Below are 25952 nucleotides of genomic sequence, written 5' to 3' on the forward strand. Positions count from 1 at the left end.
CGCACCTTTTGTCGGCTTTTTCCGTCAGGCTCGACCTAACACCCTGATTAGCACTTTTTGGCTTAATAGCAACGAAAAACCCCCCTCAGGATTCCCTGAGAGGGGCTCATTCGCGGTGGAGGAGGGATTTGAACCCTCGGTAGCTTTCACTACACAGCATTTCGAGTGCTGCACCTTCGGCCGCTCGGACACTCCACCTCATATCGCTGGAACAGCCTACCGATATTACGTTAACTGTGCAAGCACTAAAGGAAGCGCGCCACAAAATGTGATCGGCAACTCGCATTAAGCACTGAAGATTATGCCACCCCTCACTCCCGCAACTATTCTTCCAACACTTTCCTAGCCCATGCGCCCCGTCCGTTCCGACGGACCGCTCCACCAAAGGCGTTCCTCCTCACCTCACGCGTCTATAAATCTCAGATCACGCGTCTGTAAAATCTCACGTCAAGCTACTACGACCTCACATACGCCATCCTAGATCTCATACAAAACTTCACAACCGACAATAAAACTGACGATAAAATTCAAACGACAGCCTCAGACCACGGCACACCACACCGTATTTCCATACCGCCATCTCTACGTCGTTATCCCATGCACTACGGGTTTTACTGCAAACCACAAACTTATTTCCGCAAACCACGGATGTTTATCTCAACGGCATGGCAATTATTCACCACGCCGTTGAATAAACCACTGGCGTAGCTCCTCGCTCGCTCGCTGGCACGACACCCCACCAATCACTTCGACTTGGTGGTTCAATCGAGAATCGCGAACCACATCACGCACCGAACCTGCAGCCCCCGCTTTATCATCCCAAGCAGCAAACACTAACCGGCTAATCCGCGCATTAACAATCGCTCCAGCGCACATCGTGCACGGCTCCAAACTGACCACCAAGGTACAGCCGCTGAGATTCCACGATCCACGTGCCCGCCCAGCAGCCCGTAGCGCATTAATTTCCGCATGCCCCGTCGGATCATTATCACATACCCGCGTATTGACGCCGCGGCCAAGCTCACGCCCCAGCTCGTCATAGACCAATGCTGCCACCGGCACATCCCCACTATCACCAGCTTGCCGAGCAAGTTCTTGGGCGATGGCCAACCATTCGCGTTCGCGCTCATACACACTGCCATAATACGCAGTACCCGCCTCTATTCCGGTGGTGGCACGACCCACCGTTAGCACGCTACATTAGAGCTATGAAATTACAGGTGGTTGACCATCCATTGTTGGCTCATAAGCTCACCGTGATGCGGGATAAGAACACCCCCAGTCCGGTCTTTCGCCAGCTCGTTGAAGAGATCATTATGCTGCTCTCTTACGAGTGCACCCGCGAGATCGCCGTCGTTGACCGCGAGATCGAAACCCCTATCGCTCCGATGATCGGCACCGCAATTCGTGAACCAAAGCCCATTGTCGTCCCAATTTTGCGGGCCGGACTGGGCATGTTGGAAGGCATGACGCGCCTAATGCCGACGGCTGAAGTGGGCTTTTTAGGATTGCGGCGCGACGAGGACACCCTTGAAGCAATCACCTATGCCAACCGGCTCCCTGATGATCTAACCGACCGTCAGTGCTTCGTCCTTGATCCCATGCTGGCAACCGGGCACACCTTGATCGCCTCGATCGACTATCTGCTCGAACGCGGCGCACGGGACGTCACTGCCATTTGTATTCTTGCTGCTCCCGAAGGAATCGCCACATTGGAAGAACATCTGGCTGATCGGGGCAACGTCCGTATCGTTGTTGCTGCCGTTGACGAGAAGCTCAACGATAAAGGCTTTATCGTCCCTGGCTTGGGCGATGCTGGCGATCGTCTTTACGGCGTCGTCGATTAAATTAGCTAAATACTGAGGCAAAGCTGTTGACGCCACAGCTTTCGATTCACCCTGCGCGTCATGAGTATCACTGGAGGAAATGTGGGTAAGAAAAGCCGTCGCGATAAGGCCGACAAACCAAAGAAAGTTCGTATCCAATACGTTGATCGCCCCTTTGAAGGCTTGCCATTCGAATCCGAATTAGTGGCCATGCGCGAGATTATCCCCGCTGCCACCATGACCGTTCAAACCAATGCCGAGCACGGCAGCGATGAGGTCACTCTCGTTACCCTACTGCCCGGAATGGCTGGCGCATTACGGCGTACCGACGGCACCCTACTGGTGGCCGTGCAGACGGTTATGTCCTCTGGCGATATTTCACTTGATATTGCCGATCGCCTACTCAAAGCCCAACAACTCAAACCGGGGCAAACCCTGGCACAGACCACACAGCCTGAACCAGGCGAGCGCCTACAGGACATCCTCGATACCTCCGTCGAAACACACATGACGCTGTGCGATAGCTACGATTTCTGGGTTGATCCGTCCGAAGCTGACGATCCGCGCGTGCGCGACGCTATTGAGCAAATGTCACAGCAGATGATTCCGACTCGGCAGGTTCCTGGGGTTCCACACGCTTTCTGGTGCCGAATGCAACGCGAATTCATCCGGCTCGTTCGCTCAGAAGAGGAAGATCGCGTCCTCGATGCGCTCGCTCGGCTACATCACCGTCGCGAATTGACATTCGATGATGCTCGTTTCGTTGGGGCATTCCGCGCAATGGGGCTTCTGATTCCCGTTTTTGAACTAGCCCCCGGCACCGAAGCGGAAGAACTCTCAGATTCTCTAGCGGAATTTGACGCGAAGCTGACTACCGAAATCGCTTCTGACGAGCCATTAACCGCCGAAGAACGCCGTACCCGCTCCGGGATTATTTCCCGCCAAGTCACCTTGCGTTAGGGATCTGCGCATAACTCATTCACATCTGTACTGGCTAACTGGCAAAACAAACATTAGGGATAACAGTTAGCCGGTACAAATGTGCCACCATAGCGCAGTACCCAGATAACGAATCTGGTAAAAAGCCAGGTGAGATCTTTACTCTACCCATACGAAATTTCGCTAGAATCATGCTGTGCATTGTGAACGAGTCGCAGTTGTCATTCCTGCGAAAAATGAGTCGGATCGAATTGGCGCAACAGTTCGCGCTGCCCGAGCTATTCCGCGCGTTGATCTGATCGTCGTTGTTGATGACGGCTCGACCGATAACACCGGCGAAATTGCCCGCGCTGCCGGGGCAACCGTGGTACGTCATTCCGTTAATCACGGGAAGGCCTCCGCATTGGAAACTGGATCATCCGTGGTTGCTATGCGCGATGCTGACGGAGTTCCCCCGCGCGCAGTCCTATTTCTCGACGCAGATACCGGCGACTCCGCTATTGAATGTGCCGCATTGATTGAGCCGGTAGTGCGCGGAACTGCCGATATGACGATTGCGTATCTGCCTCCGCAACAAGGCGCTGGCGGTCATGGAATCGTCACCGGATATGCTAAACGGTGGATCTGGCGGCTCACCGGCTGGATACCGCGTCAGCCCTTATCCGGGCAGCGCTGCTTAAACCGTGAAGCCTTAGAAGCGGCCTTCCCCTTAGCTGCCGGCTGGGGTGTCGAGGTCGGGATGACGATTGATCTGCTGTGCCAAGGTTTTACGGTGCAAGAAATCCCCTGCCCTATCTTCCATCGCGCCTCTGGGCGCAATTTGGCTGGGCAAATACATCGAGCCACGCAATATCGCGATGTTATCCGTGCGGTCGTGTCCCGTCGGCTTCGTCGTATTCATGTGCCGAAAAAGAATCGCAACACTACGCCACCCCAGCCGGGTATGCCTTTTACCGCTTTTGTACGCTGACGGCAGCAAAAGATTCGCTAGCGATTAGGGAATAGGGATTTAGCCTTTACATTCCGGGCGTCGGCTCGGCTATTTAACTCTCGGATGGTAAGGCGCCAGATGGGCGCAGGATCAGCAGATATTATTTTCTCCTCCCCGTTTGGCACAGTTTGTTTTGGCAGATTACAGGCCCCTATACACGCTTTGTTCTTTGTTCGCTTGTATCGCGTTTCTTTTGTGACGCTGTATGTATGACTTTCTTTTTGCTGGGCTGCAAAGCCTTGCCTGGTTAACTGGTGATATATCCCTTTCGGTTAGGTCGATCTGCGTAGCGCTTCTGCGTCTTTCTCGTTATTTGAGGCCTCTCCTTAACCCCACTTGTTTTTCGCTCGCTCAGCAGGGATTACATAGCCTCCACCCGCTTGCGTGCATGCGTTTTACTCTTTTTGGGGAGGGGGGGGGCGAGGCCCAGCCGCCTGCCAGCTATTTAATATTTACCGGACTATCTGCATAGTGTTAGGGGTTGCTCTACACCTGCACAACTTCATGTGTTGGGCTGTTTACCGTCGTTTAACGTAGCTTGGACGGGGAAATCCGCACTTTGGCAAACAGGCTTTAACTTTCCCGCCAGATGATTCTTGATTCTACGGTTCTACCCAAGCGAGTTTTACCCGATTAGATCCTGGTTCCCAACTCCGTCTGTTTACCTTGACCGTCAGCTTTCCACCATGCTCAGCATAGCGACGTAGCAGATCAGACAGAAGCGCCGTGGAACGAGACCGGAATACGCGAACGGCTACTGCGGATCGCGCTCACTGCCCACAGCAATGCCATATAGGCTCCACCGATAACCGGAATGACGATTCCCGAGTCGTTTATTAGCAAGGCGCACCCCAGCAGGATCACCCCTGCGAGGAAAGACCGACGCAACTGCGTATCCCAGATGACGCGCCCATCCCCATAACGTTTAACCATCCGATATTGCATGACCAGGAGCACAATCATTATCACTGCTCCCAGCCATCCGATCCACGGCACTTGAGTTATCACCTGGTCAGCTTTGCGTAGGACGATGTCTGCAGCTTTCCCGCGACGCAAGGATTCAAAGAACTGCCCTAAGTGGGTACGCGACGAAGCAGGACGCAGCCAATCCAGGAACGCCACACCAATCGCCCCAGCAGCACCCGCCAGGCCAATCACAAGCAGCCGCAACCAGGTTATCTTCTGCCCCCAAGCAAGTAACGCAAACACGGCGAAACCAATAATAAAGGGAGGGACCCCGCCGAAATCCGCACCGATAGCTGGAGCGCCGTCAATAATTACCGCAATAAGACCGATGAGGCCAACCCCAAGTGGAGCGCTGATCTTCTCTGCCCGTTGCGATAACACGCGCACAGCCTGCGTCGCCACTAACAGCATAGCTACCGCAAAGATAGCGAATGGCGCATTAGAGATACCGTAAAAGCGCCCGCCCGACTGCGGTTGATCGCCCAACACTGAGATGGAATGTAGCGGAGAGCCAAGCAGGGCGTCCACTCCAATCGTCAGCGCGGTTATCGCAGCTAGGAACGTTGCCCCATAGCGACTTTCGCGCCAGCCAATCCGCAAGGCAATAAGCCCTAGTACGGTGGCGCAACCGAAAAGCATGGCAAAGAACGATACTGCCGCATAGCGCTGTGCATGCCACCAGGGAACCAGGTTCATCAGGAACGACGAGACTGGCAAAGCGGCCACCCAGTACATAGATAGGACGTGATGAGCACCTAAACGCCGCCGGCGAATCGTGCGTGCCGTATTGACGATAGCGAGCACCGCGCCAACGATAAATATCGTGTAAAAATGCCCCACACATCCACGAGTTATCACAGCTCGTTCACTGACGTCCTCCAGGTGGGCGATGGATGTGCCGCCAGTTTCGTAACGCACTGGCGTCCCGGCAATGTCGCCGGAAGCAGAGATTCCGAAACGGGCTAACACCTCTGCCGTAATGTCAACATTGCGGATCAACGCCGATTGGCGAGTAGCTGGCGACGTCGCTACCGATTGGCTCTCTATATCGTCAATATCAGCCATATCATCGCCTGTTACCGGCGCGATCGGAGCGCGAGCAGAAGCATACAGTTGCAGACGTGAGGTGGTGCGGTCGGCATCCCCAACAGACATGACAATCACATCTGTTCCCGCAGGAATCTCTGCCAACACCCGACCTAGCTCCGCATCTATGCGGCTCACTGCCGCTCGCGTTGCCGTAGAAATATCACCTGGAGGGATAAAGGCTGCCGTTACGACGTTACCTGGGGAGGAATCTTTGTAGGCCGAACCAAGATCAACAACGACGAGATGTGCGGCTTTTACCTGCCGATAGGCCTCTGCGGCACTGCTCGCTACCCCGTCGACAAGCCCACTGGAACGGATTGGACCGAGAGGATTCCCCTCGTGATCGGCTAATGCTAAAGCCGCTCCTGGGCCAACCCCTGCAACGCTATATCCTGCGTCTGTTATCTTGTGGGCGAGCACTCCGAGCTGCGGATGGAAAGAGCTGGCACGGTTGCGTTTTTGCAACTCTACCCACTGCGCAATGGGTTCCGTACTCGATGACGTGCCCGTATTCTGCCCTGCAGTTTGGTTCTTATCTTGGCTCGTCTGGGAGTTCTGCCCCGTATTTTGGCTCGCCTGGTCGTTTTGAGTTATATCCGACGAGCTGCCCATCGCTTTGCCTTGCCCGTGCCCTTGTGCGGGCGGCACCGGCACCGCAGCTGACGTATGGGAATTATTGTGGTCACTGCCGGTCGCTGAATTCTGCTCAAGAGAGCGATCTATCGTGGCCATGACTTCATTTGCCCGCGCGCATGACGCATCATCTGAGGCAAAACCGCGAGCGCGAGTTCCCGCCCCAAAAGTCAACCATCCCGCATCCGCACAGGTTGTTACTGCAGAGGTTCTCACAGAAATGTTGGCGATTGCCCCTGCCTGGGCAAGAGCCGCCAAATGTGGAGTGCGCGCATCGACACCTGACCAGGGCACACCCGACATTCCGATAACAACTACGGAGTCATTGCGCGTCGGATCTTCCGTGCTACGACTCGGAATCACTATCGGGGTGATAATCACAGCGGCAAGCGTCAGTACAATGAGTCCCCACACTCCCCACCATGCACCATAGCGCTGCGTCCCGTCTTTCATACTGTGTAGCCTAGTTTTCTTCCCGCAGTTATCCAATGTGACAGGCAGCTATCTTGGTTGTGGGCAATCGGGCAGCACGTATCTTTCCTCGTTAGAATAGCGCCATGTCTCAGCTTCGTTTCGCTTTTCTTGGTCCGCGTGGAACGTTCACTCAGCAAGCGCTTAATGAATTTAGCCCTGAGAGCGAATCCATTCATATTCCAGCTATTGATTCCCCACGAGCGATAAAAATGGTGCGTTCGGGTCAGGCGGATTATGCCGTCGTACCTATCGAAAATTCCGTTGAGGGAGGCATTAATGCCACTCTAGACACGTTGGCGGCTGGGTCAGATTTACTGATTTATGGCGAAGCGCTCGTCAATATTACATTCACTTTAGCGGTGCGCCCTGGCACAACCTTGGCAGACATCACCCATATCTCTACTCATAACGCGGCATGGAGTCAATGTCGTAGCTGGCTGGGGGAGCATCTGCCTCATGTTGTTCACCTACCCGCTTCATCTACGGCTGCTGGCGCGGCAGGTTTGGCTGCTGACGGGGATCCTGGTTATCAGGCGACGCTTGTTTCTCCGTTGGCTGCCGAACAGTACGGCTTGGAATCTCTCAGGAGTGACGTCGCTGATAATCCGGATGCAGTCACCCGTTTTGTGTTGATTGGGCGGGCTGGGGTACTGCCGGAGCGCACAGGTTCAGATAAGACCACGCTAATGGTCCAGTTGGCAACCGACGAAGCCGGCGCTTTGCTCACCATGCTGGAGCAGTTCTCTGCGCGGGGTGTGAATTTGTCGCGAATCGAATCACGGCCGGTGGGGGATTCCTTGGGGCGTTATGCTTTCTCTATTGACGCCGAAGGTCATCTGTTTGATGAGCGAATTCAAGCTGTTTTGCGCGGACTCCACCGAGTATGCCCGAAGGTGACTTTCCTGGGCTCATATCCGACGGCAGATCGGCACTATATCCGCCCTCAACCTGGTACGGCAGACGAAGATTTTGCTTCTGCACGAGCTTGGTTAGAGAACCTGCTTAACCGCAGTCGCTAGCCTGCTGCGTTTTCATAATCTCTCCTTACCTATCCGGCTGGGAAAAGCTGGGTTGAGAGAATTGAGAGAGAATTGAGAGAGAATTTCGGTTAAACACACTTGCACCGCCTCTTAGGCAGGCAGGTGGTCAGGCAAGCTCTGTATCCGCGCGGCAGGCAGTTCCGTGCTTGCGCTGCTCTAGTATTGCGCTGTACTGAAATGCTTACTTATTCCTTACCGCGCATTGATAAGTTGATCTTTTCTTGCCGGCGTCTTGTTTATTCCCGTCAGGCTTTGCTGGCAGAGCACTCTGTGCAAGAGTTGTTATCAGTATTCCGCGCCGACCTCTACCAACATTCTTTACAGGTCGTTCCGTCGGTCTTCTTCGTCGTTATTCTTACCGACGTTCCCTGCGCTCCCTGCCGAAGCGTATTACGCGGTTTTCTTACCGATCCGGCGCACGCCCATATCTATCTGTTACTGCTAGCCACGCCACAGAGCCGCCTATAAAGCACCTGTTATCCCATTCGCACAAGTAGCGCCGCAGGATCAATATAGGCGCGAATATGGCGAGAATACCCTAAAACGTCGCCATCAACCTGAACTCGCTGCGCCGTCATAGCCTCAATTTGCGCACGCGCTACCCGATGAACGTCTATCTCACCCGAGTTCTCAAATCCTGGCAATTGCACTGGCTGTAAACCAATACCATTAAATCCCACTTGGCGAGCGACATCTGCCCAGCCAATCAAACCATGACGAGTGTCGAGAACCGCCAACTCTAGCCACCCGTCATCGGGAGTGGTGTGGCGATCGAGAATCATGCCGCCAACGAGCTCGCCACAATTCATAAGCATGATCGTCCGTGCGTCCACCGTTACGCCCCGAGTATCTGGCCCAGTCCGAATACGGGCCCGCATTTTCGGGGCAAGCAAATGCGGTAGCGCTGCCCGCACATAAGCCAGCCAGCCGATCTTCGACTTCAATTCCGAATACTCGTCAGCCGAGGCCATCATATCGGCATCAAAGCCCATACCGGCCATCACCAAGAACGCATACTTTCCCGACGCAGCCCGATGTTGCCAGCGATAATCATGGCTGACGTCTTTCGTCTCCTCTACGGAATTCATATTCCCCGAAACAAACGGACGATGTGTGGGAATCTCAATCCAGCCCACATCAATAGCCCCATTTTTTCCGGTGATCGCAATCTGTGCCATCCGCCGCAAAGAATGGATCGGCAGATCAAGATTACGAGCCAACAGATTTCCGGTGCCCACTGGGAGCAAGCCTAGGGGCGTCCCCGTTTTAGCCAACACCTCCGCGCAATTACGTACCGTGCCATCGCCACCGGCAGTGATCACCACCGAAGCGCCCATTGCGAGAGCCTGCCGGGTTTGACCATGACCCTGATCCTCCTGCGTGGTCGGAATCCATATAGGATCGGCCGCACCGGCGTCATTTGCCACCCTCGCAAGCAACCGCTGAATATAGTCAAAATCAACATTTTTCGTCGGGTTATACACCACGACAATCGGCCCGGGCGGTCGTACTACATGAGCATGGTCTTCATTGTTTTCCGCCGGAAGCTCTGGCTCTGCTGAGGATATGTGCGCTATATCGGCGTTATCACGTGCCAGTGCTGGGGTGCACTCCGGCTGCGAGCTTGCTACGTCATTCTTCAGCTCCGCCAAGCGTCGGTGCATATCCTGTAGTTCCCGACGCATAGCCCGCTGGCGAAGCCCCAAGATAACAACAGTGACGAGAGAAAGCGCTCCCAGGACCGCCGCAACGTATAGCCACATCATGGCGTACATCATACGCTACGGTTTCCGTACTACGGCCGCAATTGCCCCTCTGCCCGCTTCGCTCTATTCTGGTTTCATGATTGACATTCAGACTATCCGTAGCAATACCGCCGCCGTGAAAGCTTCCCAGCGGGCGCGCGGCGCCAACGAAGCCGATGTGGACGCCGTCCTCGAGGCCGATTCTCTCCGCCGTCACGCGCTACAGACCTTTGAAGATCGCCGCGCTGAACAAAAAGAGCTCTCTCGTTCAATTGGTAAAGCGAGCAGCGAAGAGCGGCCCGCTATCTTGGCCCGTGCAAAGGAAATGTCTGAAGAGGTCAAGGTCCTTGAAGCCCAAGCTGCCGAAGCAAAGGCCGCATTTGAAGCCGCGATGAGCAAACTGCCGAATCTTATTATTGATGGCGTTCCCGCTGGCGGCGAAGATGATTTCGAGGTGCTGCGGGAAGTGGGTACGATCCGCCAGATGGATTTCCCGATTCGCGACCATCTCGATATTGCCGAAGGAATCGGTGCGCTCGATATGGAACGCGGCGCGAAGGTTTCGGGGGCGCGGTTCTACTATTTGCGCGGTATCGGCGCTCGGTTAGAGTTGGCCTTGCTGACGATGGCTGCCGATCAAGCGCAAGAAAATGGCTTTGTTCTGATGAATACGCCGACTTTGGTCAAGCCCGAAGTGATGGGCGGGACTGGATTCCTTGGCGCACACGCCGACGAAATCTACTATTTGCCGGCAGATGATCTCTACCTCACTGGAACATCTGAGGTTGCGTTGGCTGGCTATCACAGCGATGAAATTGTGGATTTATCTGACGGTCCGTTGCGTTATGCCGGATGGTCGAGTTGCTATCGCCGAGAAGCCGGTTCGCATGGGCGTGATGTGCGCGGCATTATCCGCGTCCATCAGTTCAATAAAGTAGAAATGTTTTCTTTCTGCCGCCCTGAAGACGCCGAGGATGAGCATGCGCGTTTTCTGGCATGGGAAGAGGAGATGCTCCAAAAAGTCGAGCTACCCTATCGGGTTATTGACGTTGCCGCTGGCGATCTCGGGCAATCTGCTGCTCGAAAATTTGACTGTGAAGCCTGGTTGCCATCCCAGCAGCGCTTTATGGAGGTCACATCCACCTCCAATTGCACGACATTCCAGGCGCGGCGGTTGAAGATTCGCGAGCGCCACGAGGCTGGCACTCGCACCGTCGCAACCTTAAACGGCACCTTGGCAACGACGCGTTGGCTAGTGGCAATGCTGGAAAACTACCAGAACGCTGACGGATCGGTGTATATTCCCGAAGCGTTACGCCCCTATCTTGGTGGCCGTGACCTTATTGAGCCGATTGCGTGACGCGTATTCACTACCGTCCGTGAATCAACATTGCAGGTGTGTGAGATATGGGAATTGAGAATATGTTCTCCTCAGAGTCGGATGTAACCGCCAAGAGTTCGCAAGTCGATTGGCGGCAGGCCGCCCAGGGGATTCACGCGGGATCAGATCTCGTCATCGGTTTGGATGCAGACGGGACGATCTTGCGCCACGACACCTCGCTCTCTGAGCGTGTGCGGGATGCTATTCAAGCCCATATTGCTGCTGGTACGCATATCGTCGTCACGACCGGACGAGGAATTCAAGGCACCCAGATCGTCTTGGACAAACTGGGAATGGAGTGCGGGTTTGCCGTCGCGGCTAATGGTGCGATTATCTTGGCAATTGGCGAGAACTCCCCCGTGCCCACCGAAGAGATTGCTGCCCATGCACGCAATAATCTGGTTGACGTCCGGCTCGTGCGTGCCCACACATTCGATCCCAGTAAGGAAATTGCCATTATCCACGAGGCGCTACCTCAAGCGTTGATGGCTTTGGAATCCCTGACGACGACGCCTCGCATTACTGGCCCATTCCCGCCGGGAGAGCTAAATGGGGAAACGACGATCGTCCCTGTTGAAGAGCTGGTCGTGCCGTTGACAACGCGCGTGACGGTTCGCGCTCCTTCCATGAGCGCTGAAGAGATGTTGGATGCAGTTAAGGATCTGGGGCTTCCTGGGGTGCATTACAATATTGGCTGGTCAGCGTGGATGGATTTGGCGCCTCAAGGCATCAATAAGGCTGTGGGTCTGCAAGATGTTGTGGATATTGTCGGGGCTCATCACACTATTGCGGTGGGGGATTCTGATAATGATTGCGACATGTTGCGCTGGGCTGAGGTCGGCGTCGCTATGGGGAATGCTATTGCGCATGTGCGTGCGGCTGCCAATACCGTCTGCCCACCAGTTGATGAAGATGGGCTTGCCCAGTTCTTAGAGACTCTGCTCTGAGGTTAGCTCTAGCGGATCACCGCGCTGGTCTTGAGTTTTACTTTGCTGGCGCCTTTTCCTACCACCTTGCCGTGCTTTCCTCCTGTTTTTCACATGTTGACGGGAGGTTACGTTGTGGATGGCATTGTCCGTTTAGCGGGCGGGATATGTACTTGGTACGGCGTGGGGTGCTGGATGTCCAAAAAAGAGTGCTCTATACGCAGGCAGACAGACCATCACGGGAATTAAGGGCTGACGACAGTTGTTCACCGCCCATGCTGACGGAGTTGTTTTATGAATATTTAAGGTCATGCCTATGGCCTTAAAGAGTTTGCATAAGCCGCCTGCCCTACTGGCAACGTTTTAGCGCGGATTTCCGTTACTCTTGTGCCGGTCGAGTGCGCGTTTTACATTCTTAAGCCATGCGTTTACCAGCGTTCTTTTTGCCGCTTGAGCGCTTGCCAAAGAATGTGATTAACCAGCGTATATGTGAGGTTGCTTGAGGTGGGTTTAGATCTAGTTGCGTTTACTAGGTATAACGTGCCAGAATTTTACGGTGTCTATCGCGGAATCGTCATGATTCCAACACTGGCACGGGAGTGTTCCCAATAAGGAGAGTTGTCAGAGCGGCCGAATGAGACGGTCTTGAAAACCGTTATGCGGCAACCCCGCATCGGGGGTTCGAATCCCCCACTCTCCGCCGCAGAATTATGCGTGACGGATATAATCCGATACCCTTGATTCTGCATGGAGACATGGCTGAGCGGTCGAAAGCGCTTCCCTGCTAAGGAAGTAGCCGCGCAACTGCGGCTCGAGGGTTCAAATCCCTCTGTCTCCGCCGCAAAACCCCTCTCATCTTTCTGAGAGGGGTTTTCGTTGATATAGAGCCAAAGCCGTATTCGAATCGCATTGTGCGGGGTGCGGCAAAATCCGATAAAAAAGCATAATCACCCAAGACTAAATCCTGCCCACATAAAATGTCCTACACTCCCCAAAATTTGGCAAACAGGGCGCGATTAGCCATATTCACATCGCAGTTGCACACAGAAGCAGGGGTCAAAGGCTAAGAAATGGAGCGCGTGGGTGGATAAACACACCCGCATTAGAGCCATTCACCCGCCAAGATAAGAACATCAAACCGTGCAACAATCTCGTCATAGCACATGGAAAGATCGCACAAATACCCAGCTAATACACTCCATACGCCATCAAAATAAGATCTACGCAGGCAGCCAGGTCAACTAGCTCCTATCTCCCACCGTTTTAAGCCAGCACCAGGCAACACCACCGCTTCACTTCCAAGCTAAACACAACACAACGCCAAGTAGCAGCGAGCATTATTAGCAAAGCCGCAAGTTTATAACAATTTCATAACATCTTGACATCAAGGCTTTTTTCTTTATCGGATTTTTCATAAGGTAGACACATCACGGCAATGTATCTGTGACCCGCAGCACGCAGGCTAAGGCGCATTGCTATCGCTCATACTTTGCAAGCAATGCGCGAGCAACGCTTGCTCGTCATAAAACGTGGCGGCCTTGATTCAGCGTCGAATCTGGGCCGTCGCCCCTCTGTGCACCAGCGTCGCTCCATCACACCAGAAAGGAACGAGCGTGAGTATTCCCGTCCTACACAAAGACTCCACCGTCTCCGCCGGCTCTCTCGATCATCACGATGACGCCATCATGCCCACTCGCCGTCCGTGGCTACGTCACGTCGGCGGTATCCTCCTAGGAATTGCGGCCGCCCTCGTCGTCTACGTCATATTCCCCAAGGAATTATCCGAAGACCTCCTAGCGACTTTAGCGAAGAAAGAGATAAAAACAAGCGGTCATATCATCTCTGCCACTGCCGCAGTCGCCGTCCTCATGGGCGTATGGTGGATGACGGAAGCCATCCCCCTCGCCGCCACCGCGCTTGTTCCTGTTGCCATATTCCCCGTCTTAGGGGTCATGAAATTTAGCGACGCAGGCAACCCGTATGCCTCCTCCACCATCTTCCTTTTCATGGGTGGCTTCTTCCTGGCTTTAGCCATGCAACGATGGAATTTCCACCGACGCATTGCACTTTTGACCGTGCTTCTTGTCGGAACCAAACCCAAGCGCCTCATTCTTGGCTTCATGGTGGCAACCGGCTTTCTCTCCATGTGGGTATCCAATACCGCAACCGCCGTCATGATGTTACCTATCGGCATTTCCGTGTTGACGACGGTCGGCGCAGAAAGCGGAAAGGGCAACACGGCAAAGAACTCGAATTTCGGCATTGCCCTCATGCTTGGAATCGCCTATTCCGCCTCCATCGCCTCACTATCTACCTTGATTGGCACGCCACCAAATGCGCTACTGCGTGGCTACCTGCAAGATAACCACGGTATTGTGCTGTCATTTGGCAAGTGGATGCTTTTTGCTACACCGCTGGCATGGCTGTTTGTTCTAATCACATGGCAACTGCTTATTCGCCTGTTCAAGCCTGAAGTTGACGAATTGCCTGGCGGTCGCGCCTTGATCGAGAACGAGCTAAAAAAGATGGGACCGATGAGCGCACAAGAGAAAATCGTCGGAGCTATTTTTGTTTTAGCCGCTTTATCGTGGATTATCATCCCCACCCTGTGGCCCGACGGACCGATCACCGATTCCACCATCGCAATGATTCTGTCGCTCGTTCTTTTTATTACTCCAGCCAAACCCAAAGAAGGCGTCGCCATTCTCGACTGGGAAACCGCCAAGGAAATCCCCTGGGATGTTCTTCTGCTGTTTGGCGGCGGTCTATCTCTGTCTGCCGCATTTGGTAAATCAGGATTATCGAACTGGATCGGCTCAGTCGCTTCCCATCTGGCTGGTCTGCCCGTCATTATCATCGTAATTGCCGTTGCAGCCATCGTTGTTTTCCTGACGGAGATGACCTCCAATACGGCAACCGCCGCGGCATTCCTGCCAATCATCGGGGCAGTTGCGGTAGGAATGGGTGTTGACGTGCAACTTCTCGTTATTCCTGTTGCTCTCACTGCCACTTGCGCATTTATGCTTCCAGTGGCAACACCTCCAAATGCTATCGCTTACGGATCGGGATACCTCAGGATCTCCCACATGGTCAAAGCAGGATTCTGGCTGAATATCATCGCTATTTTGCTTGTAACCCTCTTTACCGTTGTTTTAGGGCCACTACTACTCGGCTTCCACTTGTAGCAACACAACTAATTCCTGTCTACATTGGCGGTATCTAAAGGTGTGGATACCGCCAATATTCATGCTCGACATATCGCAAGGAAACACTGCTATAGACGTTTCGCCGCAAACATTCACCTCCACATATCCACAGTCAGCCCTCCAATATGGCGTGGACATACATATGATTGCTACACATATCAGCTTGGTGTTGTGCATGTGGACGCACGTGTAGATATTTCCTGTTTTCTATCCACGAAAACGCTCGTGAATCCACAACGAGACGCCTCACAGTAGCTTGTGCTATCAAGGTCTGCCTCTCTTTTACGCACGTCAAGTCGGTAAGTGTTTTCATCTACAAAACAGATACCCCACCGCTATGCACAGCAGCAGGATATGGATAACTCTTACCCACGTTAATTTCCACAGCCGATGAATATATCTTCATCGCGCATAGTGGCACGCTGTGCATACATCCGCGCTGTGAATAGTTGTATTCGATAGCAAAAACTGTGGATATTTCGCCTGAACATATCCCTCTTATATGGCTTTTATGGTAGCTACAGTCACCACAGCACATACATGGCCGTGGCACCCTCGATTGATTTTTGTTTCGCCGCGCAGTTGATAACATCTGTTGTCCTCCCTGCCCTCAGGGGAGTTACTCATAGGCACACATTAGGCGTAGTGGCGACCATATACCCGTCATGGAATCCGAACTGTCTGCCCACATCTATGCAAAATCGTAAGCAAGGACACGTTCCGCAACTGGCATTTCACTGCATTTCCGTCGTAAACTGATTGCGCTAAGCGTCCGTAGCTCAATGGATAGAGCATCTGACTACGGATCAGAAGGTTGGGGGTTCGAATCCCTTCGGGCGCGCAAAGTGGCCGGTTCTTGCGAGTGGCGCGGGGCCGGTCATTTGTTTGCTTAAAAATCCGTTTGCCTAAAATCTATTTGCCATCTCGGCTATGTTTGCCCAAACATAAGTCAAACACCTGGGGATAAACCCCACCAGCAACAGAAATGTCCTATAACCCAACTCCGGGCAGAACCTACACAGCGTCAGACCCTAACCAGACCCGTGGGTCTGCCCCCACGAGCAACAGAATTTGCCCTATAACCCCAGAATTTGCCCTATAACCCTAAACCCGCATTGCATATAGGCCGAAATCCGCCTCTACCCTTATAGTTTCAATTCCCTCTTCCGCAGTTTCTCTGCTCTGTATTTTCCGCAAAAGAATCGGCGGTGCAGCACATACTTCACTGAGCACTGCACCGCCTAGCAAAATATCTCGTCACAGGAAATGCGCACGCAGCTCGCTATTATCCCGTGGCGAAAGGTCACCTAAGGTCACATCCATCATGGTGATTGCACCCGTATTCCCACGACCCGCCATTCGAGCAACTGCTCGCGCCGAAGCCACTAACACAGAACCAGTAAACTCTGGATTTGAATCCAGTTGGAGATCAAAGACCACTGAATGGCGGTGTTCACTAGTGCTCCCCACATGAATAACTTTTCCACCATGTGGCATACCGCTGTGATCCCGAGCGAACTCTTCTGGGGTAACGAAAGTAACCGTCGTGTCATAATCCGCAAAATAATTCGGCATGGTCACAATAGCCTGGGTAATAGCATCTCGATCAGCGCCGTCTTCTGCCACAACAAAACATTCACGAGTATGCATCTGACGTGGAACGTTTACTGAGCCACCACTCTTCACCGTCTCCACCGCCGCATCGATGGGCACGGTGTACTGTTTGGCATCTTGGACGCCCTCAATTCGCCGAATCGCATCAGAATGCCCCTGTGAAACACCTGGCCCCCAGAACGTCGTAGCTGTTCCGCCTGGCAAAACCGCATCCGCTAATACCCGAATCATAGAGAACAATCCTGGATCCCACCCACTAGAAATGAGCGCTAGCGTGCCCGCCTGCCGAGCCACCTCGTCCATTGCGGAGAAGTGCTGCGGAATTTTTGCGTGAGTATCGAAAGAATCCACACACGAGAACCACTGCGCAATCTGTGGGCCTTGGTCAATCAAATCCGTCGCCGAACCACCACAATTAATCACAACATCAATCTTGCCCCGCCATTTCTCCACATCCGCCAAGGGCACTGCTGGAGCGCCTAATGTGGTGAGCGTCTGCGGGTCACGCCGAGTAAATACCGCCACACACTCCATATCAGCACACTTCGAAATTGCCAGCTCTACACCACGACCCAGGTTGCCGTATCCATTAATGGCGACTCGAATCATATTCGCCTCCTCGTCCTATCTATCATGCGCTCATCGCGCTGTAGCAGAAAATAGTTATCTGCATAGTACGGGGTAACGGCATTTAGCGCGCGATCTGTCCACAATGATCGCCCACAGCATGAAAGGACATTTCCGCACAAGCTACTTCATAGCCAATACCAGATATCCAGTCTTTATCTAGTAGATCCATCAGAGATCATACAATTTCATCGTTTTCCACAGCTAAACGCCGTCTACCCAACAAAGAACCCGTTATTCGCATTATCCCCAGTTCCAGCAACGTAGCAGTACAATCCCCAGGACTAGCAAAATCTGACATCACGTGTCAGCGCCGTTCATCTGTTAGCCACATTTCAATCTGTTAACCACACATTCCATCAGAACGTCACTAACCGAAAATAAAAAGAGCCACGGCCTGCCTGCCGCTCAAACTCGATTAAAGCCCGCGAAACTCTAAAATCAGTACAGAGAACACGGAAGCAAACCCTACTTCACCACGGGCTCTGGTACCATCAATCCGCTTGACCGCGCTACTTTCTCTAACCCAGCAATTCCATACGTTGAGTGATACCATCAATCACTTTTTGCACTTGACGCTGACGAGTAACCGTCGGCGCCTTTATCCATTCCACACCAGAACTGGGGAAAACCGCAATGACACGACCACTATCCACAATTAATGATCGGAACATACCATTTCCCGCTGGACAAATCACCCGTTCACCCATTTCATCCGTTAAACAGGTTCGATTGTGATACCCCACATGTAGCTCATCAAAACTAGGCAAATAAAATATCCGCTCTGCCTCATGCCGATAGTCAGCGGCACGGTCCATTAGATCTGGTTCGCAGTAGAACGTCACATCCGATCCTGCTACCGCCGATAACGGCGCGAGTTTATTATCCACAATTGTGTAACGGCCCAGTCGTCCACAGTGGATATTTTCCTCCAAGGCATTCCGTGCTGTGGACTTCTTGAGCGAGGCCCATCGCGCCAAGTCAGAGATACTTACTGGACCGTGGCCACGCGCATACCGATAGGCCACTTCTGCGAGTCCCTGTTCTCGCGGCACTGTTGCATCCATATAAAACCCACTAGCAGCGCTATCGGCAGCCGGTAAGCGTCGGGCATCAATGAAATAATGTTCATTCTTACGCATCGGTCCTTCGACAAGAAGACCTTGCCGGTCCAAACCCCACATTAACAGTTGAGCAAATCGCTGCGGCAGGGAACGCCCATTACCCTCGCCCGCATCCTGCCCAGCATGCGCTTTACTAAAACATTCAATCCAAGCTGCGAATAACTCACGCCGACGCACTGATCCACCACCACAGGCAATCAGCTCACAGGCAATATTAAAGGCCTCCTGATACGTCTGTTCTGTTATGCCAAAAAATTCTTCCTGGCGAGAAGTAAAGCTCCCTTGCTTATGATTTAACGCCTGACGAAGCCAGTGATAGTCCTGTGCTCGAGTAATATGCACCGTTCCACGTATAGGCCGGTGCCGCACCAAATCACCACGCTCAAAAGCCTCGACAACATCCGTTATAGAGCTTTCTCGCGATCGGATAATGGCCGCATGTGGAAAGGCATATACCGACTGCCCCTGCATCGCGAGCATATGCCCAACAATATCCACAACCGAATCTTTATGCACGGACGGAAGTAGCAACTGCGCTGTCATTCTTGCATAGGAGACATCTAAGGGAAGAATGACTTTATGGGCAACCATCTCATATCCTCCACATACTCGTCACACATCTGAATCCACCGCGTACTAAGCGTAGCCAATCAGAGATACTGCATTGCCACGCCGTGCCAACTTACTCTTTATTTTCCACAAGCTTAGCGTTGACAACAGGAAAAGAGCACAAAAGAGAACACAGGATAAATGCGCGACACAGTAAAGCTATAACCCCTCAGCCATACGTACACCATGTGGACATGTAAAACATCCACAGTAACTTGTGCCTACATAAATACATATAGGGCAAACTAGATCCGCCATTTTCCGCAGCCCCTAATACACGTTCATTAACCGCTCGAAATAGTAATACACTCCCACCCTTAAGTATTTCGTTAAGGATTCATATAAAACTACAAAACACATATTTCTCAGAGAAATAGCCCGTAAATCTATATCTCACATTAACGAGAAAGATAAAACCTCAAACATTAAGGCTCATTATTGTATCATAAAAGCCAGCACTGGCATCCACCTATATTCCCGTCATAAAGCACAAAACGAGGAACTTATGAGTAACACGAATAACCACACAGGAGATTTTCCTAATAATATTGCTTATCCTCCTCCACCCCCCTTATGTGGCACCAACTACTGAATCGCAATACTATAGCGTTTCACAGCCATATAATGCGAACATTTATCCCAGCGCCTTACCAGTACAAAAACGTCGGAAAAAGACGTGGGCTTATGCGATTATTAGTTGCGTCCTATGCCTGGCTCTTATCGGCGGGGGACTCGTCTTCTATTTCAAAGACAAAATTTTTGACAACCCCTCTTACGCCAATGGAGCAAAAGCCAAGTGGGTACTAGAGCTTCCCGACTTTGATGGCACTCGCTACGTCGAATCCGTTGACGAAAACCGCCTCCTACTGGTAAGCATAAGCAAAGCACGCGAGGTTCAGGCGGTCTATATCAATTTGGCACAACGCAACGGTAGCGCCTCTTCTGCAAACGACGATTCAACAAAGAAAGAGCCGTCAGCTAACTCCAGCACAAAGCAAGACAGCAATTCCAACGCCACAGCCAGCAAAGATCAACCAAAAACATCAGAAACAACCACTGGCGGCAATTCTGTTGGCACTGCGCCGGCTTCCCCGAACACTTCTGCAGGCACCTCTCCCAACACCTCCCCAGACACCTCCGCTAATAATTCCACCACTAATTCCCCGTCAAACAGCGGCGATACCAACCATGCCACCGCAAGCGATCCCTCTGGATCAAAGAACGTTATGACCAGCGAAGAGATCACAGACCTGCCGGAATGCGATACCAGTCTCGCTCGCCCATATACCGTCAAAGATGGCAAGGTGGTATGCAATACGACCACACCAGCAGCAATCACCAGTAAAGAATTGGTTGATGTTCCTGCGGTCCAGGTGCAAAACTTAGGCAGCTCGCTAACCGTCGCCGGCACAATTGACGACACTACTATCGTCTACGGCGACCCCACCCATTCGCCATATTTCATTGCCGCGCTATCGGCCGATAAGAAGCTACTGTGGGTTAAGAGCTACGATCACCCAGTGATTGCCAGCATTATCGGCAATAGCATTTGGGCAGTTGAGAACAACAAAATCACTGAGCTAGTTGCTGCTAACAGCGCCGAAACCGACGAGGAAAATCGCCAGGGTATTGCCGCCCTGAATCAAGATCCGCTTTCTTCGCCAAACTATCAGGCATACGTCCAGTACCTGAATATTCTCAACGCCCCGGAAGAAGCGGTGCAAGCAGATCCTGCGGAAATCTGGAACGCACAAAGCATCAGCTATTCCTATGCTTTGGTTGATATCGACCAATCGGGAATTCCTGCTTTACTTATCTCCCAAGATGCCAAGGGAATGTATCTCGGCTCTCTTTCATTCATCAGACCCTATCTATATAGCGCCAACAGCAACACGCTAATAAAAACAGATAAAGTATTTACGAGCGGATTCGGGTCGAGTTCCTTTGAAGCAAGTCTGAACCCGTCAAAGAATAAGGACGAACTTCAACACCTCACGCTTAACTCTGCCACCGGCGATGGTGAGCTCACTCTCTGGCAGGTAAAAGACGGGGAGATTCTTAAGGTACATCAGGAGTCTTTTACGGAATTCAATGTCCCGCAAGTTTATAAGGATACGTCTGCAGAGATTGAAAAGTGGTCTGATACATCAAACCTTGAACCACTGCGAGAGGCACTGAAAATCCGAAAAGATACCGTCGCCGCGTTGGAGCAAAAGATTCAAGAAAAAGCGGCTGCAACATCAAGCGCCGCCCACGAGAAACGGGTTGCGGAAGCAAAGAACGCTGGATTACAGGTTTTTGAAGGGCAAATCAAAGTTATGAAAGGCTCGGAAATCCTCAATCAATTTTTCCCTGGGCAAAGTGGTATGGAATATCTACATCCTGATAAGGAAACCTGTGCCATATTTGTATTCACGCAACCAACCTCCGTCACCGCACGCAGAGGTGCTGGCGGTGGGTACTCCTCACGTTCCGCACAAATGCTCAGCCTATTCTCGACTTCTGAAAATGATGATTTATCGAAATATGCCGCCTATGGCGATAAGAAGATAACCATAGCGGTATCACAAGATGATTTAGCCTGGCCTTCTGAAACCACCACCACATTAGGGCAACCATATTTAAGAAATCTGGAGCAGCACATTATCCCATAAGCTACGCGCAGTCATTTCATCGGTACAGCCAAAACCGCGTTGCGCCGACGAAATGGCGACATGTAAGCGAGTTATTTTATTAGTGTTATCGCCTAGTATCTGCTGAGGATGCAATGCGTGCTGATATCAGCAGATACTGGGCGATCGCTATTCATTCATGATGAAAATTCCATTGCGCCGAGCGTCATGCTTACTACGCAAGCAACGGCAAGCGCCTAAAATCCTCGCTTCTCAGCTTTTCCCGAGCTTTACCGATCCGCCGTCACACGAAATACTAAGACGCGGCTTACGTGCGCTCTGTGTTGACTGCCCAGAGCGCATTTCTTTTCCATAAAACGTCACCCTACCGATGCTCTTATGCACGTCAACACCAGCGTTACCAGGGGCATCTTCCCAGGTGAATGACCCATTTTTAATATCAACTACTAGCTGATCAGCGATACTGACGTCTTTGGCATGAAAAGAACACGACGAACCAGCACATTCAGCAGACCTGAAGATCGTATTGCGCAGCTCAACGCTCCCGTTATCTACACGGAAGATACCTGAGCCGATGTGCACACCATTCATACGCAATCCAGCGCCAACCTGCACCTGAAGCTCATTCAGGGGCACCCCTACCGTGACAACAATTTTTCTCTTCCGCAATACGTCAAAAATATGTGGGCGGCGTTGTTCCCAAAATCCTCGCGTCTGGATAATCGACAACGTATCTGCATCTTCTTCATAGCGAAAATACGCCCGCAACGGCTCACTCATAGCAAGTTCAATCCCCGCCACCTGTGGATCACACCGAATATCACAGGGCAGATCTCGGAGAACTAACCGCAGCGAGTTCTTCTTATACGTCATCATGCCACCCCTAGCTTGACCTCGCACATAGCGAGATCCGATACATCACTCAGGCTATGCCAGGTGCCACGCCAAGAAGCATGCACTTCTGAAACACCTACTTAATAGACTGTGGCAACATTCTGCGGCAAAATACACGAATTCCGCTATGAGCCCGATAATCGCGTAGCCGTGTTGCCCGCGGAACAACAACATCCCGCAATGGCGGCTAGAAACGTCGGATTCGCTCCGAACACTCCTTCGAACACTCTTCTTTTACCGCTCCGGCTCCTCCTATTTGCAGCTGCGACTATCAGCCCCTCCGCTATGGAGATTTTCCGGCTTTACTGACAACACTTTCGCATCCCCCTAACGCGAAAACCGCGAAACACGAACGCTAGCATCCCGTAGCCGCCTTGCCGCTATTACTCAGGCTATGCGCGATAAGAGGCAGATCGTTTCAAAATGGGCGGTGTGCGCAAACATCTCCACCACCTGCGCTCGCTCGACACGATAATTCGAAAGCTGCGCAATATCACGCGCGCACGATTCCACGTTACAGGAAGAGTACAGCACCTGCTCCACCTCAGAATCATTGATCCACCGCGCTAAATCTGTTCCGATTCCTCGGCGCGGGGGATTGACGATAATCGCGTCAACATCGGGGCTGAGCGGCCAGGTCTGAGCGTCCCCAACCAGAAATTGTGCCCTGCCCTCGGCATATTCGTCGGCTGCCCGCTGCGCTGCTGCAACCGCTTGTTCTTGCACCTCAATACCCGTCACCTGAATACCGTGAAGCGCGAGCGCTAACCCGAAACCACCCACGCCACAGTACAAGTCCCACGCTTTGTGTACTCGCGGCGCCAACCATTCCACCGCCCGTGTATATAAGGCTTGGGCAGCGTCCGTGTTCGTCTGAAAAAATGACTGCGGGCGCACATACAAGGTCATTTCCTTATCTGCGGCGCATAGGCGCATCGGCAATTCTGCCTGCGCCGAGATCAGGATTTCTTCCGGACCCTCAATAATGGCGGCAGGTTCACTTTGCACATTCAAACTGACGACTTTCGCCGCAGGGATCAGCTCCCGTAGCCGCTCAAGCCTCTTAAACAGTAGGCCTTGCACTCCGCGTCGGCGCGCCACAAAGCGGATCATCAGCTCACCGTCAGGCGATTCAGTAACGATCACGAACTTCATCAATCCCTGGCGGGTACGGATATGGTAGGGCGCAATATCAATTTCGTTGAGGAATCGCACGAGTTGGCGGGTGGCGTACTGGATGCCTGGCGTTGGTAGCGGGCAATATCGTAAATCGCTGACGGTGGCGTCTGGATTCATTACCCCCAGCCGAATCTCGCCGCGCCGCCCACCAACTGCCAGTTTGACCTTATTACGAAAGGCATCGCGACGAGAGGGTAGTGGAGCTAACCATTCCTGGGCTGGGATACATTCTTTGGCTCGTTCCCATTTCGCCGCCAATTGCAGATTTTGCGGGACGCGAATCTCCGTACACGATCGACACTGACCAGCCTGGAAATACTCACATGCTAACAGCGGATCGTTATGTCGCGTATCCTTGCGCTGCGTATCCCGTCTCTGATTCACCCCTCTATCCTACGTGCTGCTACGCATCTGCTATATCCCGACGTCATACCCGCCTTAGAATTCCTATGACTTGCCGCCCCATATCGGTTTCTATTCATGCCGATAGCCAATATTGACGCTACTAATGCCCCGCAATACCGCAAGCCGCAGCGCCAGAGAACCTTGCACACTATCGCGCTACGCGCTTACGCCGACGTTTTATGTTTTACGATGTTCTACTCCTTTGTAGATTCCACGTTGTGCGTATTCCTATGCTTGTTCCTATGCTTGGGCGTTGTTGAGCTGCCTGTGTAGATTCTCGCGTCTGCACATAATCCATGCCTTTATCCATGAAGACCAGATAAGAGGCAGGTTACGTGTATGCGTTCTTCACTTTATTCTGCGGGCACGCACGCACTTTCCGTATCAGGATGGCAGAGCGTAACAGAGCCGCTCCCTGCATCCACCTTCACACGAATATGGGGTTCACCAGGCTGCGCTTCCCCGACGGGATTCAGATCTGCCCGGCATTTCCCTAGACCCATATCAACTGAACGCCACACCGGAACATCGCGCGGCACAAAGATCGTTATTTTTCCCATTCCACAACTAATATGGATATTCGCTGCACAACCGGCGCCAACCTGTATATCACTCTTCCCGGATTCCACTGTCAACTCTTCCACAACCTCACCGATGTGAATATTCGTCATTCCGGATTCCAGTTGGCTGCGCACAACAGAAGCAATATCAATCTTCGCTGTTCCCGATTCAATCATCAGTTCCTCGAAAGCGCCACCATTAATTTCCGCAACGCCCGATGCACAATGTAGCCGCCCGCCGGCTTCTCCTGAATCCACAGAAACCGTTTTTGCTTCCAGATAAAGCCCGCATGCCTGAGGGAGGGCAATATCCAGTTCGACGCGGTATTCCTTCGAGGAGAAAAGACTCAGCATTTTTCGCGATAGCGACTCAGCCACATCTTCATCGAGGCTCACTACAGCAATACCGTTTTCCATATTCGACTGAAAATGCTCAGCAATAGACGCCTCAGCCATGCAGACGGTGACGCGAATATCCTCGCGCTGTTCCCATCGAAGCCGTGCCTGAATTCGGCAACTCGGCAGAATAATTTTCAGCATATTTACCTGTGTGAAGGTAAAAAACCTGTTCTCCATTTTAGATCCACCCCTCGATCGAAATCCCCACTGGACGCGATATTCCACCACGGCGCCGCCGCGTCTTTAGGTTTTCCCGAATGAGTTGCACGAGATAGGCGTTCAGGCTCATAGAGCGCCGAGCGGCTTCTTGTTCAATCTCTTCTTTTAACGCTTGCGGTAGCCGTAAGGTCAACCGCGCGGTCATATCCTCGTCTGCCGCCTCATCTGCCGGCAGTTCTTCCTGAGTTACAGTCATCTTAGACGTCACAATGACATCAATATCATCGCGACTGCTTTGGGCGCGAACATCCACCCCGTCGGGGAGCTGCTGCTCCACCCGATTAGCCACATCATGCACTAGATCCAGCAGGGAAAGACGGAAATTCGCCTGGACGACATCCAGAATTTTATGTGCGAGCGCGCGCGTCGATTCATCAGCAAAGGACAGTGCCGTATCCACTGACGCTCGATACGATGCCACATACTTACCAATCAACATGACACCATGTTGACATCAAAATGACATCATTGTC

The 25952-nt window shown here is 52.5% G+C and carries 19 protein-coding genes and 4 tRNA genes; 13 read left to right on the plus strand and 10 right to left on the minus strand.

Translation table 11 applies throughout. From position 1 onward, the window contains the following. Positions 1-113: 113 nt before the first annotated feature. Positions 114-198 (minus strand) — tRNA-Ser (locus ACLHIJ_RS08465). 474 nt (positions 199-672) lie between these two features. Then, positions 673-1134 carry a nucleoside deaminase gene (locus tag ACLHIJ_RS08470; RefSeq protein WP_411297227.1) on the minus strand — a complete coding sequence of 154 codons (462 nt, stop codon included), beginning with the start codon at positions 1132-1134 and terminating at the stop codon, positions 673-675. Positions 1135-1208: 74 nt separating this feature from the next. Between ACLHIJ_RS08470 and upp the strand changes: the two genes are divergently transcribed. The 3 genes from upp to ACLHIJ_RS08485 all read left to right on the plus strand — a co-directional run bounded on the left by upp (position 1209) and on the right by ACLHIJ_RS08485 (position 3735). Further along, positions 1209-1847, plus strand: a complete 639-nt coding sequence (upp, locus tag ACLHIJ_RS08475; RefSeq protein WP_411297167.1) for a uracil phosphoribosyltransferase — start codon at positions 1209-1211, stop codon at positions 1845-1847. A gap of 60 nt (positions 1848-1907) precedes the next feature. Continuing rightward, positions 1908-2786 carry a DUF5926 family protein gene (locus tag ACLHIJ_RS08480; RefSeq protein ID WP_411298927.1) on the plus strand — a complete coding sequence of 293 codons (879 nt, stop codon included), beginning with the start codon at positions 1908-1910 and terminating at the stop codon, positions 2784-2786. Between the two features lie 175 nt (positions 2787-2961). Further along, positions 2962-3735 carry a glycosyltransferase family 2 protein gene (locus tag ACLHIJ_RS08485; protein WP_411297169.1) on the plus strand — a complete coding sequence of 258 codons (774 nt, stop codon included), beginning with the start codon at positions 2962-2964 and terminating at the stop codon, positions 3733-3735. Between the two features lie 732 nt (positions 3736-4467). Here ACLHIJ_RS08485 and ACLHIJ_RS08490 read toward each other — a convergent pair. Next, positions 4468-6897 (minus strand): hypothetical protein, encoded by a 2430-nt coding sequence (locus ACLHIJ_RS08490; RefSeq protein WP_411298928.1) that lies wholly within the window; start codon positions 6895-6897, stop codon positions 4468-4470. 104 nt (positions 6898-7001) lie between these two features. Between ACLHIJ_RS08490 and pheA the strand changes: the two genes are divergently transcribed. Further along, entirely contained in the window at positions 7002-7937 is a 936-nt protein-coding gene (pheA, locus tag ACLHIJ_RS08495) for a prephenate dehydratase (RefSeq protein WP_411297171.1), read from the plus strand. A 198-nt stretch (positions 7938-8135) separates the two neighbouring features. Then, complete coding sequence (locus tag ACLHIJ_RS08500) at positions 8136-8426, plus strand: hypothetical protein (protein WP_411298929.1); 291 nt, start codon at positions 8136-8138, stop codon at positions 8424-8426. A gap of 8 nt (positions 8427-8434) precedes the next feature. Here the strand turns inward: ACLHIJ_RS08500 and ACLHIJ_RS08505 are convergent, their stop codons facing one another. Next, positions 8435-9724 (minus strand): diacylglycerol/lipid kinase family protein, encoded by a 1290-nt coding sequence (locus ACLHIJ_RS08505; protein WP_411298930.1) that lies wholly within the window; start codon positions 9722-9724, stop codon positions 8435-8437. Positions 9725-9800: 76 nt separating this feature from the next. Between ACLHIJ_RS08505 and serS the strand changes: the two genes are divergently transcribed. The 6 genes from serS (at position 9801) to ACLHIJ_RS08535 (ending at position 16057) form a co-directional block, all read left to right on the plus strand. Further along, positions 9801-11063, plus strand: a complete 1263-nt coding sequence (serS, locus tag ACLHIJ_RS08510) for a serine--tRNA ligase (RefSeq protein ID WP_411297174.1) — start codon at positions 9801-9803, stop codon at positions 11061-11063. Positions 11064-11110: 47 nt separating this feature from the next. After that, positions 11111-12031, plus strand: a complete 921-nt coding sequence (locus ACLHIJ_RS08515; RefSeq protein ID WP_411298931.1) for an HAD family hydrolase — start codon at positions 11111-11113, stop codon at positions 12029-12031. Between the two features lie 591 nt (positions 12032-12622). Then, a tRNA-Ser gene (locus tag ACLHIJ_RS08520) sits at positions 12623-12710 on the plus strand. A gap of 49 nt (positions 12711-12759) precedes the next feature. Then, positions 12760-12848: transfer RNA gene (locus ACLHIJ_RS08525), tRNA-Ser, on the plus strand. 775 nt (positions 12849-13623) lie between these two features. Next, positions 13624-15195, plus strand: coding sequence for an SLC13 family permease (locus tag ACLHIJ_RS08530; protein WP_411298932.1), 1572 nt, complete (start codon positions 13624-13626; stop codon positions 15193-15195). A 789-nt stretch (positions 15196-15984) separates the two neighbouring features. Continuing rightward, positions 15985-16057, plus strand: a tRNA-Arg gene (locus ACLHIJ_RS08535). Between the two features lie 416 nt (positions 16058-16473). On the opposite strand, the gene ACLHIJ_RS08540 is transcribed toward ACLHIJ_RS08535, so the two are convergent. Together ACLHIJ_RS08540 and ACLHIJ_RS08545 are read right to left on the minus strand one after the other, a co-directional pair. Beyond that, on the minus strand, positions 16474-17439 hold the full coding sequence (locus ACLHIJ_RS08540) for a diaminopimelate dehydrogenase (RefSeq protein WP_411297177.1): 966 nt from the start codon (positions 17437-17439) through the stop codon (positions 16474-16476). 539 nt (positions 17440-17978) lie between these two features. After that, entirely contained in the window at positions 17979-19172 is a 1194-nt protein-coding gene (locus tag ACLHIJ_RS08545; protein ID WP_411298933.1) for a DNA glycosylase AlkZ-like family protein, read from the minus strand. Between the two features lie 593 nt (positions 19173-19765). Here ACLHIJ_RS08545 and ACLHIJ_RS08550 point away from each other — a divergent pair. Then, positions 19766-21844 (plus strand): hypothetical protein, encoded by a 2079-nt coding sequence (locus ACLHIJ_RS08550; protein ID WP_411298934.1) that lies wholly within the window; start codon positions 19766-19768, stop codon positions 21842-21844. 231 nt (positions 21845-22075) lie between these two features. On the opposite strand, the gene ACLHIJ_RS08555 is transcribed toward ACLHIJ_RS08550, so the two are convergent. Together ACLHIJ_RS08555 and ACLHIJ_RS08560 are read right to left on the minus strand one after the other, a co-directional pair. After that, on the minus strand, positions 22076-22699 hold the full coding sequence (locus tag ACLHIJ_RS08555) for a hypothetical protein (RefSeq protein WP_411298935.1): 624 nt from the start codon (positions 22697-22699) through the stop codon (positions 22076-22078). Between the two features lie 405 nt (positions 22700-23104). After that, positions 23105-24280, minus strand: a complete 1176-nt coding sequence (locus ACLHIJ_RS08560; RefSeq protein ID WP_411298936.1) for a methyltransferase domain-containing protein — start codon at positions 24278-24280, stop codon at positions 23105-23107. A 96-nt stretch (positions 24281-24376) separates the two neighbouring features. On the opposite strand from ACLHIJ_RS08560, the gene ACLHIJ_RS08565 reads away from it, so the two are divergent. Continuing rightward, on the plus strand, positions 24377-24574 hold the full coding sequence (locus ACLHIJ_RS08565; protein ID WP_411298937.1) for a hypothetical protein: 198 nt from the start codon (positions 24377-24379) through the stop codon (positions 24572-24574). 80 nt (positions 24575-24654) lie between these two features. Here ACLHIJ_RS08565 and ACLHIJ_RS08570 read toward each other — a convergent pair whose 3' ends face one another. Together ACLHIJ_RS08570 and ACLHIJ_RS08575 are read right to left on the minus strand one after the other, a co-directional pair. Beyond that, positions 24655-25401 carry a hypothetical protein gene (locus tag ACLHIJ_RS08570; protein ID WP_411298938.1) on the minus strand — a complete coding sequence of 249 codons (747 nt, stop codon included), beginning with the start codon at positions 25399-25401 and terminating at the stop codon, positions 24655-24657. Between the two features lie 37 nt (positions 25402-25438). Then, complete coding sequence (locus tag ACLHIJ_RS08575) at positions 25439-25918, minus strand: hypothetical protein (protein WP_411297183.1); 480 nt, start codon at positions 25916-25918, stop codon at positions 25439-25441. Between the last annotated feature and the right edge of the window lie 34 nt (positions 25919-25952).

Origin of the sequence: Trueperella sp. LYQ141 (genome assembly GCF_046599555.1) — a bacterium.
Classification (GTDB): Bacteria; Actinomycetota; Actinomycetes; order Actinomycetales; family Actinomycetaceae; genus Trueperella.

Coding starts and splice junctions, on each gene's coding strand:
- ACLHIJ_RS08545 (WP_411298933.1), bottom strand. CDS start 19,172: ATGGTTGCCCATAAAGTCATTCTTCCCTTAGATGTCTCCTATGCAAGA.
- ACLHIJ_RS08565 (WP_411298937.1), top strand. CDS start 24,377: ATGCCGATAGCCAATATTGACGCTACTAATGCCCCGCAATACCGCAAG.
- ACLHIJ_RS08540 (WP_411297177.1), bottom strand. CDS start 17,439: ATGATTCGAGTCGCCATTAATGGATACGGCAACCTGGGTCGTGGTGTA.
- ACLHIJ_RS08515 (WP_411298931.1), top strand. CDS start 11,111: ATGGGAATTGAGAATATGTTCTCCTCAGAGTCGGATGTAACCGCCAAG.
- ACLHIJ_RS08480 (WP_411298927.1), top strand. CDS start 1,908: ATGAGTATCACTGGAGGAAATGTGGGTAAGAAAAGCCGTCGCGATAAG.
- ACLHIJ_RS08555 (WP_411298935.1), bottom strand. CDS start 22,699: ATGATGACGTATAAGAAGAACTCGCTGCGGTTAGTTCTCCGAGATCTG.
- ACLHIJ_RS08505 (WP_411298930.1), bottom strand. CDS start 9,724: ATGATGTGGCTATACGTTGCGGCGGTCCTGGGAGCGCTTTCTCTCGTC.
- serS (WP_411297174.1), top strand. CDS start 9,801: ATGATTGACATTCAGACTATCCGTAGCAATACCGCCGCCGTGAAAGCT.
- ACLHIJ_RS08500 (WP_411298929.1), top strand. CDS start 8,136: ATGCTTACTTATTCCTTACCGCGCATTGATAAGTTGATCTTTTCTTGC.
- ACLHIJ_RS08570 (WP_411298938.1), bottom strand. CDS start 25,401: ATGCTGAAAATTATTCTGCCGAGTTGCCGAATTCAGGCACGGCTTCGA.
- pheA (WP_411297171.1), top strand. CDS start 7,002: ATGTCTCAGCTTCGTTTCGCTTTTCTTGGTCCGCGTGGAACGTTCACT.
- upp (WP_411297167.1), top strand. CDS start 1,209: ATGAAATTACAGGTGGTTGACCATCCATTGTTGGCTCATAAGCTCACC.
- ACLHIJ_RS08490 (WP_411298928.1), bottom strand. CDS start 6,897: ATGAAAGACGGGACGCAGCGCTATGGTGCATGGTGGGGAGTGTGGGGA.
- ACLHIJ_RS08575 (WP_411297183.1), bottom strand. CDS start 25,918: ATGTTGATTGGTAAGTATGTGGCATCGTATCGAGCGTCAGTGGATACG.